The organism is Nodosilinea sp. E11, assembly GCF_032813545.1.
Taxonomy (GTDB): Bacteria; Cyanobacteriota; Cyanobacteriia; order Phormidesmidales; family Phormidesmidaceae; genus Nodosilinea.
Genome location: NZ_CP136520.1, coordinates 1,450,595 through 1,464,141, shown reverse-complemented (window position 1 = coordinate 1,464,141; position 13,547 = coordinate 1,450,595). Strand labels below are relative to the sequence as shown.

The following is a 13,547-nucleotide window of genomic DNA, read 5'->3' as shown; positions in this document are numbered from 1 at the left end:
TGCGATCGCTCCAGGCTCCGTATCTGATTTGCTGGTTTTTCCCCAGCCGTAGGGTGGGCATTGCCCACCTTCCCGCCCTGCCCCTATCTAGCCGATCCGGCTGCTGCGATCGCAGCCATATTTCTCTTTCTTAGCTAGCGGGTAATTGGCCCAGACAAGGGTGGGCAGTGCCCACCCTACAGTTCAAAATTGTCAACCAAACTCCACCACTGATGAAGATTCGCCGTCGCCCTCCCAACCCCGCTGTCGCGGTCAAACACTTGCAATATCAAATCAAAACCGCCGACGCCGAACCCCGAAATATTTTAGAAAAAATAGTTTGGCACAAAGAGACCGAGGTGGCAGCTATGCGAGAGCGCTTGCCCCTTGCCGATCTCCAGCGCCAGGTGCTGGATGCGCCCCCGGTGCGCGACTTTGTGGCAGCCCTGCGCCACGGCAAAACCTCCCCCGCCCTGATCGCTGAGGTCAAAAAGGCCTCCCCCAGCAAAGGGGTGATGAGGGAAGACTTTGACCCAGTGGCGATCGCCCAAACCTACGCTGCCCACGGGGCCACCTGCCTCTCGGTGCTCACCGATAAAGCCTTCTTTCAGGGTGACTTTGAATACTTGGCCCAGATTCGGCAGGTGGTAGACTTGCCCTTATTGTGCAAAGAGTTTGTGATCTACCCCTACCAGATGTATCTGGCTCGCTCTAAGGGGGCCGACGCGGTGCTGCTGATTGCCGCCATTCTCTCTGACCAAGACCTCAACTACTTTGTGCAAATTGCCAAGGCCTTAGGTATGGCCGTACTGGTCGAGGTGCACAGCTTAGACGAGCTTGACCGAGTGCTGGCGGTGCCGGGACTGGCGCTGATTGGCATCAACAACCGCGACCTCGAAACCTTCACGACGCGATTAGACACCACCGCCGAATTGATTGAAGCACGGCGCGATCGCCTCGAAGCTAGCGGTGCGCTGGTGGTCAGCGAGTCGGGCATTCACACCCCAGTCGATCTACAGACTGTAGTAGCCGCCGGAGCCGAGGCTGTGCTGGTGGGCGAATCGCTGATTCGGCAACCCGATCCGGGGCTAGCGATCGACCAGCTTTACCAAAAAAACACAGACTAGCCCCTCACCGCTTCACTCAGTTCTTGGTTTAATCAACAAACCGTATCCCTGGAGCACCGCAATGGCAAACATGGGCAAACCGCTCCCGCTACCCTCTCACATTCACTATGAGCTGCTGCTGCAACTACTAGAGCAGCAGACAATGGCGGTAGCTTACCAAAACCCCCATCTCCGCCTTCAGGTGCAAGAGCTGATTATCACCCTGCGCAAGGCCCTGTCGCAGCAGCGTCAGATTGAGCAGAGCTGCAATCAATCCAACATCGATCTGGAATACCAGTGGTCAACGAACCAGGTCACAGATCGAGTGGTGCCTGAAGACGCAGCGCTCTAGGCCTAGATGACTGAAGCCTAACCCTGTCATAGGGATGAACCATGGCCATGAAAATCCTCTGCCTCAGGGAGAGGTCTGCCTGAGGTCGTCACTGTACCCTAGATTTGAGTTGAAGGGGGTGGTTGGGTGGGCGCTCGTCTGGCGGCAAAACCGGGTAGAACTGTAGCTTGGGTCACTACTAGACGAGACTTTTCTCTGCAAGCTGTTTAAGGGTATAACTCGGTGCCGGTAACTCCATACTCCTGGTTCCGAATCTTGTTGTAGAGTATGGCTGCTGGCAATCTCCCTAGCCTTGTAGACCCGAGTATTGTTTGAGGAAAGACCATGAAACGACGCTGGTTTTTAGCTTCTACTGCCGCCGTGGCGTTGGCTACCATCGGCCTAACCACCGCCTGTGGTGGCGGCCAACCCACCGGAGAAGCTGGCTCTGGCAATCAGGTGTTGACCATGGCCACCTCTGCCGACTATCCCCCCTATCAGTTTGTTGAAACCGCTGGCGGCACCGAAGAAATTGTGGGGTTTGATATCGATATTGCCCGCCACATCACCGAGCAGTTGGGCTACGACCTCGAAATTACCAACATGGATTTTAACGGCCTGATCCCGGCTCTCCAGGCGGGGCGGGCCGATTTTGTGATGGCGGGCATGACCCCCACCGAAGAGCGCCAGCGTAACGTCGATTTTTCTGAAATCTACTACGACGCCAAGCAGACTATTGTGTTTCAGTCGGGGGCCGGCATTGCTTCTCCCGATGACTTGAGCGGCAAAACTTTGGGGGTGCAGCTGGGTTCCATTCAGGAAGAGCTGGCTAACGATCTGGCAGACACCATTCCCAACTTAACGTTGTCCCCCCTCAACCGCATTAACGAAATTGTCCAGGAGCTGAAGTCGGGCCGCATTGACGCCGCCATCATTGAAGACACGGTGGCCGAGGGCTTTCTGGCCAACAACCCCGACTTGGAGGCGGTAGAAATTCCCGAAGAGGGGCCGGCGGGGTCTGCGATCGCGTTTCCCAAAGACTCTGAGCTAGTGAGCGAATTCAACCGGGTGCTGGCCGAGATGGAGTCGAGCGGCCTGATGGAAGAGTTGATTGTCAAGTGGTTTGGCGACCGGGCTGAGTAGGCAAGCCCTAGGAACCGAACCCTATGAACTTAGACTTTGATCAAATTATTCCATCGCTGCCCTTCATCTTGAATGGCATTCTCGTTACTCTCAGATTTACGCTGCTGTCAGCCCTGTTTGGGTTTACCCTGGGCACCCTGCTATCGCTGCTCAAAATCTCTAATGTCAAGCCGTTGCGATGGTTCGCGGAGTTCTACACCTCGATCTTTCGGGGTACGCCGCTGATTTTGCAGCTGGCCCTGGTGTACTTTGCTACCCCTCAGCTCATTGGCTACAGAATTTCGCCGATTGAGGCGGGGGTGTTTACCTTCTCGCTCAACTCGGCGGCCTACAGCTCGGAGACGATTCGGGCGGGGATTATGGCCGTGGATAAGGGCCAGCGGGAAGCGTCGATGTCGCTGGGGGTGGCCTACCGACCCATGATGCTCGACATTATTTTGCCCCAGGCATTTAAGAATATTCTGCCCGCCCTGGTGAATGAGACCATTGCGCTACTGAAAGACTCGGCCCTGGTGTCTACTATTGGCGTATTGGATCTAATGCGGCGGGCTCAGGTGGTGGCGGGGCAGACCTTTCTCTACTTTGAGCCGTTGCTGGTGGTGGGAGTGGTCTATTACGTCATGGTGATGGGGCTGACCCATGCGGCCCAAGTTCTTGAGCGGAGGATGCGCCGCAGTGATTAGAATCGAGCATTTGGTTAAGTCTTTTGGGCCGCTAGAGGTGCTGAAGGATATTTCTACCCAGGTTGATACTGGGGAAGTGGTGGCGATTATTGGTCCCTCGGGGTCGGGCAAATCGACACTGCTGCGCTGCATCAACTTGCTGGAGGTGCCTACCGCCGGGCACATTTTTGTAGATAACATCGACATTACTTCGCCCAAGTGCGACATTCTCAAGGTGCGCCAGAATGTGGGCATGGTGTTTCAGCATTTCAACCTATTCCCGCACAAAACGGTGATGGGAAACCTCACCTATGCGCCGATGAAAGTGAAGGGCCTTTCGAAGGCTGACGCCAGCAAAATTGCCCTGGATCTGCTTGAAAAAGTAGGGCTATCGGAAAAAGCTGACCAGTACCCCTCTCGGCTGTCGGGAGGGCAAAAGCAGCGGGTGGCGATCGCCCGCGCCCTGGCCATGGAACCGGCTGTGATGCTGTTTGACGAACCCACCAGCGCCCTCGACCCCGAGATGGTCAAAGAGGTGCTGGAGGTGATGAAAGCTCTGGTCGAAACGGGCATTACCATGTGCATTGTCACCCACGAGATGGGCTTTGCCCGCGAGGTGGCCGATCGCGTGCTGTTTCTTGACGGCGGCTATCTGGTAGAAGACGCGCCGCCGGATGTTTTCTTTAGCACCCCCAAGAGCGATCGCGCCCAGCAGTTTTTAGAAAAGGTGTTGTAGAGAGAGCGTTAGAACGTTCAAACGTTCTAACGCTCCCCACCATTTCCGCTAAGCTAGGCAAAGGTTCTACCTGAGTCAATTGATATGTCTGTGATTACGGCCCCCGCTCCTTGGAAAATTCGCGATCGCACCTTGATCTGGGGTAGCCGCACCCACCTGATGGGAGTGCTCAATGTCACCCCCGATAGCTTTAGCGACGGGGGCCAGTTCAACACGGTCGAACGGGCCGTGGTCCAGGCCCGGCATTTGGTGCACCATGGTATTGACATTGTCGATATTGGTGGCCAGTCGACCCGACCTGGGGCTGACTCAATCTCTCGCACCGAAGAGCTGGAGCGGGTGATTCCGGTGATTGAGGCGATTCGCCGCGATGATGACGATGCCCTGGCCCAGGCGATTATCTCGGTTGACACCACTCGGTCGTCGGTGGCGCGGGCAGCAGTGAGGGCCGGGGCTGACATTGTGAATGATATTTCGGCGGGCACCTACGACAAGGGTATGCTCTCGACAGTGGCCGATCTGGGCGTACCGATCATGATTATGCACCTGCGGGGCACCCCGATCACCATGCAGCAGCGCACCGATTATCACGATCTGGTGGGCGAAATCTACGAATTTTTGCAGCACCAGATCGAAGCGGCGATCGCGGTGGGCGTCAAACCCAGCACAATTGCCGTTGACCCCGGCCTGGGCTTTGCTAAAACTTCTGACCAAAGCCTAGAACTGCTGCGCCAACTCAGCAAGTTTCGCGACCTAGGCCGCCCTCTGCTGGTCGGCCCCTCGCGCAAGAGCTTTATCGGCCACATTCTCGATCAGCCTGACCCGCAAAGGCGAGTGTGGGGTACGGCGGCGGCTTGCTGTGCGGCGATCGCAGGCGGGGCCGATATTATCCGCGTCCACGATGGGGCGGAGATGCATGATGTGTGCCGGGTGGCGGATGCGGTGTGGCGGGTGAAGAAGTGAAGGGGTGAAGAAGTGAAGGGGTGAAGGGGTGAAGGGTTAGTCATGGGGTTTGTTGGTGCCGAGGAGGCCGATGAGGGTGGTGGTGCCGGTAGTCCAAAGGGCGATCGCGGTATTTAATACATGGGTTTGGGCCTCGGTGAGGGTAGGCTGGCTGGCCAGGTGCAGTGCTGCGCCGCCAGAGCTGAGGGTGAGCGATAGAACAGTGGCGAAAACCAGGTTGGAGGTGGGTGGGGTTTTGGTTTGTTTCATGGTGAACTCCGGTGTGAATTGGATGAGTTCATCATTGTTGGCAAGCCACGAAAGTTCAGGCCATGAACTGGAAGGTTAATCGGCAGAATTTAGATCTCAGCACCCAGTTCAGTGGCTAAAACCCCCATTTTTCGTTTTGAAAATAGCAAACTTTCAAGTTGATCCGGTGCCCCGAAAGGGATCAAACACTGTGACTTAAGGATGAGTTACGCTACTTGAAAAAATACTTGGTGATGAAAGAAAACGGTACGGCAGAGCGATGTCTTTGGCAATTCCTACCAGAGTCACTTGGCAATATATAGAAGATACCCTAGCGGCAAAGACCTCGGAGTTTTTCAAAAACTCTGAGGTCTGGCAACCTTTCATCAAATGCTTCTTGACCCAGCTTTTCAAGCCGCCCAAAAGTTGTCCAGCGACCTGTAATACGAACTCGCCCAGCAGTTGCTAGACGACATCCAAAACGAACTGCGCTGGCAAGAGACCCTATCATCCTCAGCAGTGGAGTCAGACATTCTCACCGGCATGGCGTTAGCGGCCTTGGCTGAAGACGACGCCAAATAGACCCACCCCTACCCCTCCCAGGAGGGGAGAACAGGTCAGTTTTTTGACTTCACAAGTCCCCATAGCGGCGTAAAATACAGACGACTGATGTAGAGAGCGCAAAAGGTAACTATGGGACGCTTCAGACCTCTTTTGGGAATTTTGCTGGCGATCGCGGCGACCTGCCTGGTGGCCTGTAGTGGCCCAGCGGCAAAGATACCGACCACCTACACCCCAGAGATTTTGCAGCAGGTAGAGCTATACACCCCTGCCGTGGCTGAGCTGCGCGATCGCTTCCCCGAGTTGCAGGGCTACATTCAACAGAAAGACTGGGTTAACGTGCAGAGCTTTATTCATGGCCCCATGGGCGAAATGCGGGTACGGATCAACCGGCTCGCCAACACCCTGTTGACCAAAGACAAACCCCAGGCCCAATCTTTGGCTAAGGAGATTTACTCTCACCTAGAGCGCTTAGATGAAGCCGCTGCCAACGACCAGCAGGTGATTGCCGGTCAAGAATACCGCAACGCCCTCGATGACTTTGACTCGTTCTTGAGTCTGGTGCCCACGTTTCAATAGTCCGACTCAAGTTCCCCTCCCTTGAAGCGAATCACTGTTATTGGCTGTGGCGTTGTGGGGGCTGCGATCGCCTACGAACTGAGCCTCTGTCCAGGGGTTCAAGTCACGGTAGTCGATCAGACAGCCCCAGCCCAGGGATCTACCGCCGCCGCCCTGGGGGTGGGCATGGCGGTGATTAGCCACAAGGTCAAAGGCCGCAACTGGCGACTGCGAGAGCGTAGCTTACAGCGCTATCAAACGCTGATTCCAGAGCTGGAATCGCTGACGGGGCGATCGATTCAGCACAATACCCAGGGCATTCTCAGCCTGTGTTTTGCGGCTGAGGACTTGCCCCGTTGGCGATCGCTCCAGGAAATTCGTCAGCGGCAGGGGTATGAGCTAGAGATATGGGAACCAGAGCAGGTGGGCGATCGCTGCCCCCACCTCAACCCCGCTGGGGTCGTCGCCGGTATCTACTCGCCCCACGATTTTCAGCTCAACCCGACGGATCTCACCCTGGCGCTGGTGGCCGGTGCCCAGGCGAACGGGGCAGAGTTCACCTTTGGGGAGCCGGTGGTAGGGTTCGATGGGGCGGATATAGAGGCTGCATTCCAGGACGATCGCCGCTGTACAGCTGTGCACACGACCAAGCAAAGTTGGGCAACTGATGCGATCGTGATTGCCGCTGGTTTAGGCACGTTGCCCCTCACCCAGGCGCTCCACCAGCCGACCTCTATTGGCCCGGTGCTGGGTCAGGCTCTCCGCATTCATTTAGACGAATCCTTGGGCAATCCAGACTTTCAGCCTGTGGTCAATGGCAACGACATTCACCTGGTGCCCCTGGGTGGCGGTGACTACTGGGTGGGGGCCACGGTGGAGTTTCCGCCCGAAACCTCCTTTGAGGATACCCTGGCCATGCAGCCCGAGGGCAATCGCCTAGAGGAGGTGCTAGCGGGTGCAGTAGCCTACTGCCCAGCCCTATCGGCAGGCAAAATCACCCAGCGCTGGTTGGGCCTGCGTCCCCGCCCCCAGGGCCAGGCCGCCCCGGTCATTCAGCCCCTGGCGGGCTACAGCAATATCTGGCTAGCCACCGGCCACTACCGCAACGGCGTTCTCCTTGCCCCGGCTACGGCCCTGGCGGTGCGCGACCTTCTAGAGCATCGATGAGAGTCGTTATGATAGGGCAAAGACCTCTACGGTGAGGGAAACGTCATGCCGCTAACCGTTCATGAATTAGAGACGCTTCAGGCTGAACATCCCGACTATCGGATGGAGTTGGTAGGCGGGGAGGTAAAAATCATGAGTCCTTCTGGGTACGAGGCGGATGAGGTCTCAACTGAGTTAGCTGCACAGATTCGCAACTGGGTGCGCCCCCGTCAACTGGGTCGAGTCACGGGCTCTAGCGCTGGCTTTATCCTCCCCAACGCCGACACCCGTGCCCCCGATGTTTCCTTTGTCAAAGCTGAGCGGCTGCGGCGCAGCCCCCGTTCCTTTGCCGAACTCGCCCCCGATCTAATGGTCGAGGTAAAATCGCCCACGGACAAACTGACGAAACTGCGGAGCAAAATTCAAGATTTTCTCGCTCTGGGTACCCAGGTCGGCATTCTCATCGACCCTGATGCCCGCTGTATAGAGGTGTATCGCACGGGGGACGAGGCGATTATTTTGGGGGATGGCGATCGCCTCACGGTGCCCGACCTGCTGCCGGGGTGGGAGGTAGCGGTAGCCGACCTTTGGCCCTTGGTGTTCGAAGAAGATACCCCAGTGTAGGGGCGCAGGGCCTGCGCCTGGGGAAGACGCAAAAATCTTCAGTAGGTTTGTTGTCGAAATGGGCCTAAAAACACAAGAGGCGCAGCCGATGCTACGCCTCTCAGCAGAGTTTAGGCTGGGTTGCCTTTGGCCTAAGCCGCTTCCATCCAGTCATAGATTTGCTCTAGTTGCTCTAGGGTCACTAAACCGTACTGCCAGAGAATCATGGGCAATGGCCCAGGGTCTTGCTCGCTGTGCTTAAGTGCGACCCGAATGGAGGCCGCTGAGATGGCTAAATCGTCTTGTAAAAACTGGATTAAATTGGGTTGTACACTCACCGTCATAAAGTCTCACCTCCTGGAGGGACGCTAAGGTTTGCAGATATTGCCCACGATTTTACACAAGGATGCCTCCCTGGCAACATGAATTTCTCGCAGGATTAACCGAACTTTTATCACACTCCCATCGTCAGTAAGCTGACTCAAGCCTGGCGTGACTCATCGCTAGGTCTAGAGCAAGGCCTGAATTGATTCGCAACGTCCCAGGGCTGAAATCAGTACCGGCCTGCCGTCGGTGTAATAAAAGATGCCCATAAAGCGCTAATACTTTCGGATATCGCTTTACGGAACGTTGAAAGCCGTAATATTTAGTCAAAATATTGGGCCACGCCGGTACCCCTTTGCTGGGGTTCACTGGTGGGTTGGGTTGTGAATAGAGTGGCCAGGCACCAGCCCAAGCTGTTTAGTCGGGTGGTTGACCGGGCTGGGGCTGAGGGCTCACGATGTTGAATAGGGCGGCATAGTCATCGTCGGCAAATCCGGCGGCTACCGTCTGCTCGACTAGCTGGCGCACGCTCTCGGCTGGGAAAGCTGCCAGCCCTGCCGACTCGGCGGCGGCTACAAACAGCTCCATATCTTTGAGCAGGTGCTTAGCGGGAAAGTTGGGATCGGTAAACTGGCGGGTCTGCATACGGTGCAGCTTTTTATCAAAGGTGGGGGCATAGAGGGCGCTCTGGCGAACCACTGCCATGAAGGTATCGGCGTTGAGGCCAGCGGCCTGCACCAGGCCCAGGCTTTGGGCAAAGGCCGTGGTGAGAGAGCCAATTAGCTGGTTCATGGCCAGTTTGAGGGTGGCGGCGCTACCCACGGGGCCTAGGTGGTACAGGGTGTCGCCCAGGCAGTTTAGCAGGGGCTGCCAGCGTTCGTAGTCTTCTGCTGAGGCCCCTACCATTACGATCAGCTTGCCGTTTTTGGCTTCGGGAATGCTGCCCAGTACGGGAGCTTCCAGGTAGGTGCCCCCAGCCTGGGTGATGATCTGGCTGAGTGTCTGACTTTCATCGGGGGCGATGGTGCTCATTTGAATGATGGTGCGATCGCTGAGGGGAGAGGGCCTATCTCCAGCCCCCATTTCTGTAAACAGCGATCGCACCGCTGCTCCATTGGTCACCATAACGACTATGGCCTCCACCGATTGCACGAGATCGAGGGGGGTGCGACACACGGTGGCTCCGGCTAGTTCTAGAGGCTTAAGCCGGGCTGGAGTGCGGTTATAGACCCACACCTTATGCCCCGATGACATTAACCGAAGGGCCATCGGAGCCCCCATTAACCCAGTGCCAAGTACCCCAATTTTCACCTGTGGTCTTCTCCTGTTACGGCTGTGTCTAGTGAGGCTGTGTAGGCGTTTGCTACCCGATCTCGAGCTTAGGTGGCTGACCAAGATGGAGGGTGGTGGTTCCCTGGGCCGTAGGGTGATGGTGCAGGGCATGGTGCTGACCCCAGACGGCCTCAGCCTGGGCAGGTGCCCCCAGCCAGCGGGCGAGGAACTGATGCAGCCAGCGGTCTACCGAGGCGGCGTAGAGCCGATGCTGGCTGAGGTGGTAAGGCCGATCCTGGGCTCCTGGGCAGGCGAGCTGATCGGCTCCTTCGGTGGTCCAGTGGTTAACCATAGCCGTGGTGATCTCGGGATGAAACTGAAGCCCGTAGGCCTGTTGCCCGTAGCGAAAGGCCTGATGGGGAAATGTCGTGCCGGTGGCCAGCAGCTGGCTACCCTGGGGCAGTTCAAACCCCTCCTGGTGCCACTGGTAGACCATCAGTGGACCAGGCCATAGCCCCTGCCCCGCAGCGGTAGGCACAATGGGATAGTAGCCGATTTCTCGCTGACCAGTGGGGTGGGGTGCCACAGTGGCCCCTAGGGCGCGGGCTAACAACTGCGCTCCTAGACAAATGCCTAAGTAGGGTTTTTCGGCGGCCAGCACCAGCGAAATCCACGCGAGTTCTTGGCGAATAAACCGATGGTGGTCGTCGTTAGCGCTCATGGGGCCACCAAAGACGACAACGGCGCTGTGGCGATCCAGGTTGGTGGGCAGCGGCTGTCCCAGCGCCGGGCAGCGAATATCTAGGGCAAACCCCAGGGCTTGCAACACCTCGCCGACCCGACCTGGGGTAGAGGTGGGCTGATGCACAATGACTAGAACTGGTAGAGAAGATGTCACAGAAGCAGTAGGCATAGGGGCGATTACCCTTCCCACTGTATCGCCTCAGGTCAAGGCCATGGGGGCCAACTCTAGGTGTCGAGGGCTTGTCGCATTTAAAGCTGGCGCTCGACCTGTACCATGCGGCGGTAGGCCAGCCAGCCCGCTACCACCATAGCGATCGCAAACAGCGCCAAAAACTGAACGTGGTTGCCCACCTCTGCCAAGGTATTGCCTTGCACCACGATCCCTGAAAGGGCTTCAATCATGTGGTAAATCGGGTTGAATTGGGTGAGCTGAGCCAGCGAATCGGGGAAGAAGGCCGTAGGCATAAAGGCCCCCCCCAAAATCATGAGCGGAATGCCAAAGGCGGCGATCAGGGCGTTGACATCTTCGGTGCGGCGGGCTAGCTGGGTGCCGAGCACAAACCCCACTCCCACGTAGGCGACGATACTCAGCAGCACAATCAGCAGGTTGGCCAGCGGGTTGCCCTCAAGGCTGGCTCCCTGGGAGAGGGCGATCGCATAGACTAGCCCCGCCTGCCCTAGCCCTACCGCCCCGTAGGCCAAACCGATGCCCAAAAAGTATGACACCCCACTTAGGGGCGATAAAAACAGCCGCTTCAGGGTTTTTTGCTCGCGCTCTGAGACCACGGTAGCCACGCTGCCCCCTAGCCCGCTAAAAAACAGCGCCGCCCCTACCAGAGTGGCGGGGGCCGCCTGGGTATAGGCTTCGGCCAGTGAGATCTGAAGTCGCTCTTGCAAAATCAAACTGTTGAGAATCAGCAGAATAACCGGGAAAATAGCCCAAAAAATCAGGCTTCGCCGCCGTCGCCCCAGTTCTACTAAAATCCGCTGGGCAACCGCCAGGGTTTCTCGCACGTATTTCATTAGTATGAGTAGACTGTAAAGGCAATCTAATACTACAGTTTCTATCAGGTCACGCGCGGGGTGCTCTCCTCTGGCCCGGAGCTTTGAACCCGCTTCTCTGATTAAGAGACTGTGTTACCTTAAGGCCCAAGTCGCTCTCCACACACCCTCAGGGGCTGGTCCCAGAGGTTGAGTTTGACCTAAGCAACGTTCGAAACTTCTGATGAGTCAATCTTTAGAGGGGCTGTTTGCCCAAACCCTGGCTCGCCGTCATGTGCTCAAGCTCTTTGGAGTGGGAGGTATTGCGGCGCTGCTGAGTTATTCGCGGCTGAGCAAACCTCAGCCGACGGTGGTTCAGCGCGATCAACTGGAGCTGCCCTCCCAGGTGGGTAAGCCCACGACGGCGGTGGTGATTGGCGGCGGGCTAGCGGGGCTGGCTGCCGCCTACGAACTCAGCCAGCGGGGGGTAGCGGTGACACTGCTGGAGCGATCGCCCCAGTTGGGCGGCAAAATCGCCAGCTGGCCGATTCAGGTGGGTGAAGACTCGTTCATGATGGAGCACGGTTTTCACGGCTTCTTTCCCCAGTACTACAACCTGTTTAGCTTGGTTGACGAACTCAGCATTCAGCAAAACTTTAAGTCCCTCGACTACTATTCCCTGGTCTACAAAGAGCACTACGATCCGGAGGTGTTTCGCCCCAGCAACTCAGCCTTTCCGTGGAACATCGTTGATCTGGCAATTGCGTCGTCGAACCGGCTGGAGTGGGGCATTAACCTCACCCACCTCAAGCATCTCCAGGTGTTTCGAGAAATTACCGGCTTTCGCAATCCCCAGAGCTACGAACGGCTCGATCAGATGTCGGTGACAGAATGGGTGGGCGACGACTTTCCGAAGGGATTGTACGACCTCTACTTTTTGCCCTTTGCCAAGTCGAGTCTCAACTCTCCCGACGTGCTCAGTGCCGGGGAGCTGATGCAGTTCTTTCACTTCTATTTCTTTGGCAACCCGGAGGGGCTGGCCTTTAACGGCACCTGCCAAGATATGGGGCGATCGCTTGTTGACCCCATGGTCGAGGCCATTCAGGCCAAGGGTGGCCAGGTGCTCACTGGCGTCACCGTCAGTCAGGTGTCCTGGGACGACGGCAAAATTGGTGGCGTCACCTATCAAAAGGGCAGCATCGCTACCAATGCTGTGCCCTTCTGGGTAGACCGCAACCCGCTGCTGAGTTCTGAGAGCATGGAGTATTTTGGCGCGGGCGACAGCGTTTACTCGGTGGCACCGGGGGCCAAGATGGCTCTTTCTCTGACCTGTACCCACCAGGGCTGTAGCGTACAGCGCCAGGTGACCACTACTGAAGACGGCTACCTTTGCCCCTGTCATGGGGCCGCCTACGCTAGCGATGGAGCGGTGCTGGCAGGCCCGGCCCAGGAAAATCTGACGGCCTTTAAGGTGGTGCAGCGGCAGGGCGATCGCATTCAGCTAATCGCCGCCCACGCTGACCCCGAAGCCCATGCCACCCACGCTCTCACCGCCGACTACTACGTCATGGCTGCCGATATTCCCGGTATCAAGGCGTTGTTTGCCCGCTCAGAGGGCACTGTTGAACCCGCCTTAGCCACCCAGGTAGACGAGCTTCAGGTAGCCGATCCCTTTGCAGTGGCCCGTTTCTGGCTCGACCGCGACTTTGAGTGGGAGCACAGCTGGTTCACCAGTCTCTCGGGCTACAAGCTCACCGACAGCATCACCCTCTACCACCGCATTCAAGACGACTATATTGCTTGGGGCGAGCGCACCGGGGGCAGCGTCGTCGAGCTGCATGCCTATTGTTATAAAGAGAAAGACTTTCCTACCCAGGCCGATATTCTCGACACCTTTGAGGCCGAACTGTACGAGGTAGTGCCCGAACTCAAGGGCGCAACGGTGCTGCACCGGCAGTTGGTCAACCAGAAAAACTTTGCCGGGTTTCCGCCGGGCAGCTTTGCCAACCGACCCCAAACCACCACCGCCGTCGACAATTTACTGTTTGCCGGTGACTGGGTGCGGATGCCCTTTCCCTGCGGGCTGATGGAGCGGGCGGTGAGTAGCGGCCTACTAGCGGCGAACGCCATTTTGCAGCGAGAGGGCGTCCAGCGCCGCCCCATTCTCTCGGTCAATCCCGAAGGCGTGCTGAAAATCTAGGAGGACAGCT

The 13,547-nt window shown here is 57.2% G+C and carries 15 protein-coding genes; 10 read left to right on the top strand and 5 right to left on the bottom strand.

Annotated elements, in window-relative coordinates:
* Positions 1–212: 212 nt before the first annotated feature.
* The 6 genes from trpC (at position 213) to folP (ending at position 4,920) form a co-directional block, all read left to right on the top strand.
* The gene (gene trpC / locus RRF56_RS08825) at positions 213–1,106 is read left to right on the top strand and encodes an indole-3-glycerol phosphate synthase TrpC (RefSeq protein ID WP_410510583.1); all 894 of its coding nucleotides are present in this window, start codon (positions 213–215) and stop codon (positions 1,104–1,106) included.
* A 61-nt stretch (positions 1,107–1,167) separates the two neighbouring features.
* Positions 1,168–1,437: a DUF5340 family protein gene (locus tag RRF56_RS08820; protein ID WP_410510552.1), complete on the top strand. Its 270-nt coding sequence runs from the start codon at positions 1,168–1,170 to the stop codon at positions 1,435–1,437.
* A gap of 324 nt (positions 1,438–1,761) precedes the next feature.
* Complete coding sequence (locus RRF56_RS08815; protein WP_317037266.1) at positions 1,762–2,559, top strand: transporter substrate-binding domain-containing protein; 798 nt, start codon at positions 1,762–1,764, stop codon at positions 2,557–2,559.
* 23 nt (positions 2,560–2,582) lie between these two features.
* Positions 2,583–3,242, top strand: a complete 660-nt coding sequence (locus tag RRF56_RS08810; RefSeq protein WP_317037265.1) for an amino acid ABC transporter permease — start codon at positions 2,583–2,585, stop codon at positions 3,240–3,242.
* Positions 3,235–3,957 carry an amino acid ABC transporter ATP-binding protein gene (locus RRF56_RS08805; RefSeq protein ID WP_317037264.1) on the top strand — a complete coding sequence of 241 codons (723 nt, stop codon included), beginning with the start codon at positions 3,235–3,237 and terminating at the stop codon, positions 3,955–3,957. The genes RRF56_RS08810 and RRF56_RS08805 overlap by 8 nt, the downstream gene beginning before the upstream one ends.
* A gap of 84 nt (positions 3,958–4,041) precedes the next feature.
* A complete protein-coding gene (gene folP / locus RRF56_RS08800) occupies positions 4,042–4,920 on the top strand; it encodes a dihydropteroate synthase (RefSeq protein ID WP_317037263.1) in 879 nt (292 codons plus the stop codon).
* A gap of 36 nt (positions 4,921–4,956) precedes the next feature.
* Here the strand turns inward: folP and RRF56_RS08795 are convergent, their stop codons facing one another.
* Positions 4,957–5,169: a hypothetical protein gene (locus RRF56_RS08795; protein WP_317037262.1), complete on the bottom strand. Its 213-nt coding sequence runs from the start codon at positions 5,167–5,169 to the stop codon at positions 4,957–4,959.
* Positions 5,170–5,841: 672 nt separating this feature from the next.
* Here RRF56_RS08795 and psbQ point away from each other — a divergent pair.
* Genes psbQ through RRF56_RS08780 form a run of 3 tightly spaced genes read left to right on the top strand, consistent with a single transcriptional unit; the run spans position 5,842 to position 8,037 of the window.
* Complete coding sequence (psbQ, locus tag RRF56_RS08790) at positions 5,842–6,288, top strand: photosystem II protein PsbQ (protein WP_317037261.1); 447 nt, start codon at positions 5,842–5,844, stop codon at positions 6,286–6,288.
* Between the two features lie 21 nt (positions 6,289–6,309).
* Complete coding sequence (locus RRF56_RS08785) at positions 6,310–7,434, top strand: FAD-dependent oxidoreductase (RefSeq protein ID WP_317037260.1); 1,125 nt, start codon at positions 6,310–6,312, stop codon at positions 7,432–7,434.
* A gap of 45 nt (positions 7,435–7,479) precedes the next feature.
* A complete protein-coding gene (locus tag RRF56_RS08780) occupies positions 7,480–8,037 on the top strand; it encodes a Uma2 family endonuclease (protein ID WP_317037259.1) in 558 nt (185 codons plus the stop codon).
* Between the two features lie 131 nt (positions 8,038–8,168).
* Here RRF56_RS08780 and RRF56_RS08775 read toward each other — a convergent pair whose 3' ends face one another.
* The 4 genes from RRF56_RS08775 to RRF56_RS08760 all read right to left on the bottom strand — a co-directional run bounded on the left by RRF56_RS08775 (position 8,169) and on the right by RRF56_RS08760 (position 11,379).
* A complete protein-coding gene (locus RRF56_RS08775) occupies positions 8,169–8,360 on the bottom strand; it encodes a DUF2949 domain-containing protein (RefSeq protein ID WP_317037258.1) in 192 nt (63 codons plus the stop codon).
* Between the two features lie 397 nt (positions 8,361–8,757).
* Positions 8,758–9,651, bottom strand: coding sequence for an NAD(P)-dependent oxidoreductase (locus RRF56_RS08770; RefSeq protein WP_410510551.1), 894 nt, complete (start codon positions 9,649–9,651; stop codon positions 8,758–8,760).
* A gap of 52 nt (positions 9,652–9,703) precedes the next feature.
* Complete coding sequence (locus RRF56_RS08765; protein ID WP_317037256.1) at positions 9,704–10,525, bottom strand: glutamine amidotransferase; 822 nt, start codon at positions 10,523–10,525, stop codon at positions 9,704–9,706.
* Positions 10,526–10,605: 80 nt separating this feature from the next.
* Positions 10,606–11,379, bottom strand: coding sequence for an ABC transporter permease (locus tag RRF56_RS08760; protein WP_317037255.1), 774 nt, complete (start codon positions 11,377–11,379; stop codon positions 10,606–10,608).
* A gap of 202 nt (positions 11,380–11,581) precedes the next feature.
* Here RRF56_RS08760 and RRF56_RS08755 point away from each other — a divergent pair, with 202 nt between their 5' ends.
* Positions 11,582–13,537: an FAD-dependent oxidoreductase gene (locus RRF56_RS08755; RefSeq protein ID WP_317037254.1), complete on the top strand. Its 1,956-nt coding sequence runs from the start codon at positions 11,582–11,584 to the stop codon at positions 13,535–13,537.
* Positions 13,538–13,547: the final 10 nt, after the last annotated feature.